We start from the raw sequence: 392 nt of genomic DNA, 5'->3' as shown, positions 1-392 counted from the left end.
ACATACGTGTCCATCTTGTTCTACCTGGACACGTAGCTTCCCCTCTCAGACGCTCTGGGGGAAGACGTAGTTGGCGGATCGCTTACAATCCGTCAATGCCGGGCAGCATGCCATCCAGGATCAGGAGGTCGTACGCACCCTCCAGTGCCATATGCAGCCCATCAACACCGTTGTGAACGATATCGACGTTGTACCCCGCTTCGCCGAGGCCTTTTTTGAGGTACTCGGCGAGCTTGATTTCATCTTCAATGACCAAGATTTTCATGCATTGATTCTCCCGGAGATCGATCGCAGCATCGATTACAAATTCGTAATCTGAGTGTTTGCAACTTGTCCCCCCTGCCTTTTTAGAGTTCGCTGAAGGTCGTCGCACGTTGTGAGGACCATATCAA

At 51.5% G+C, this 392-nt stretch carries 1 protein-coding gene; it reads right to left on the bottom strand.

Features of this window, described 5'->3' with window-relative positions:
* Nucleotides 1–82: 82 nt before the first annotated feature.
* Nucleotides 83–265: a response regulator gene (locus AC066S_RS39940; protein WP_200849357.1), complete on the bottom strand. Its 183-nt coding sequence runs from the start codon at nt 263–265 to the stop codon at nt 83–85.
* Nucleotides 266–392 lie beyond the last annotated feature (127 nt).

It is taken from the genome of Bradyrhizobium sp. CFUWI, from assembly GCF_056429085.1.
This window is presented reverse-complemented; position numbering and strand designations above follow the sequence as displayed.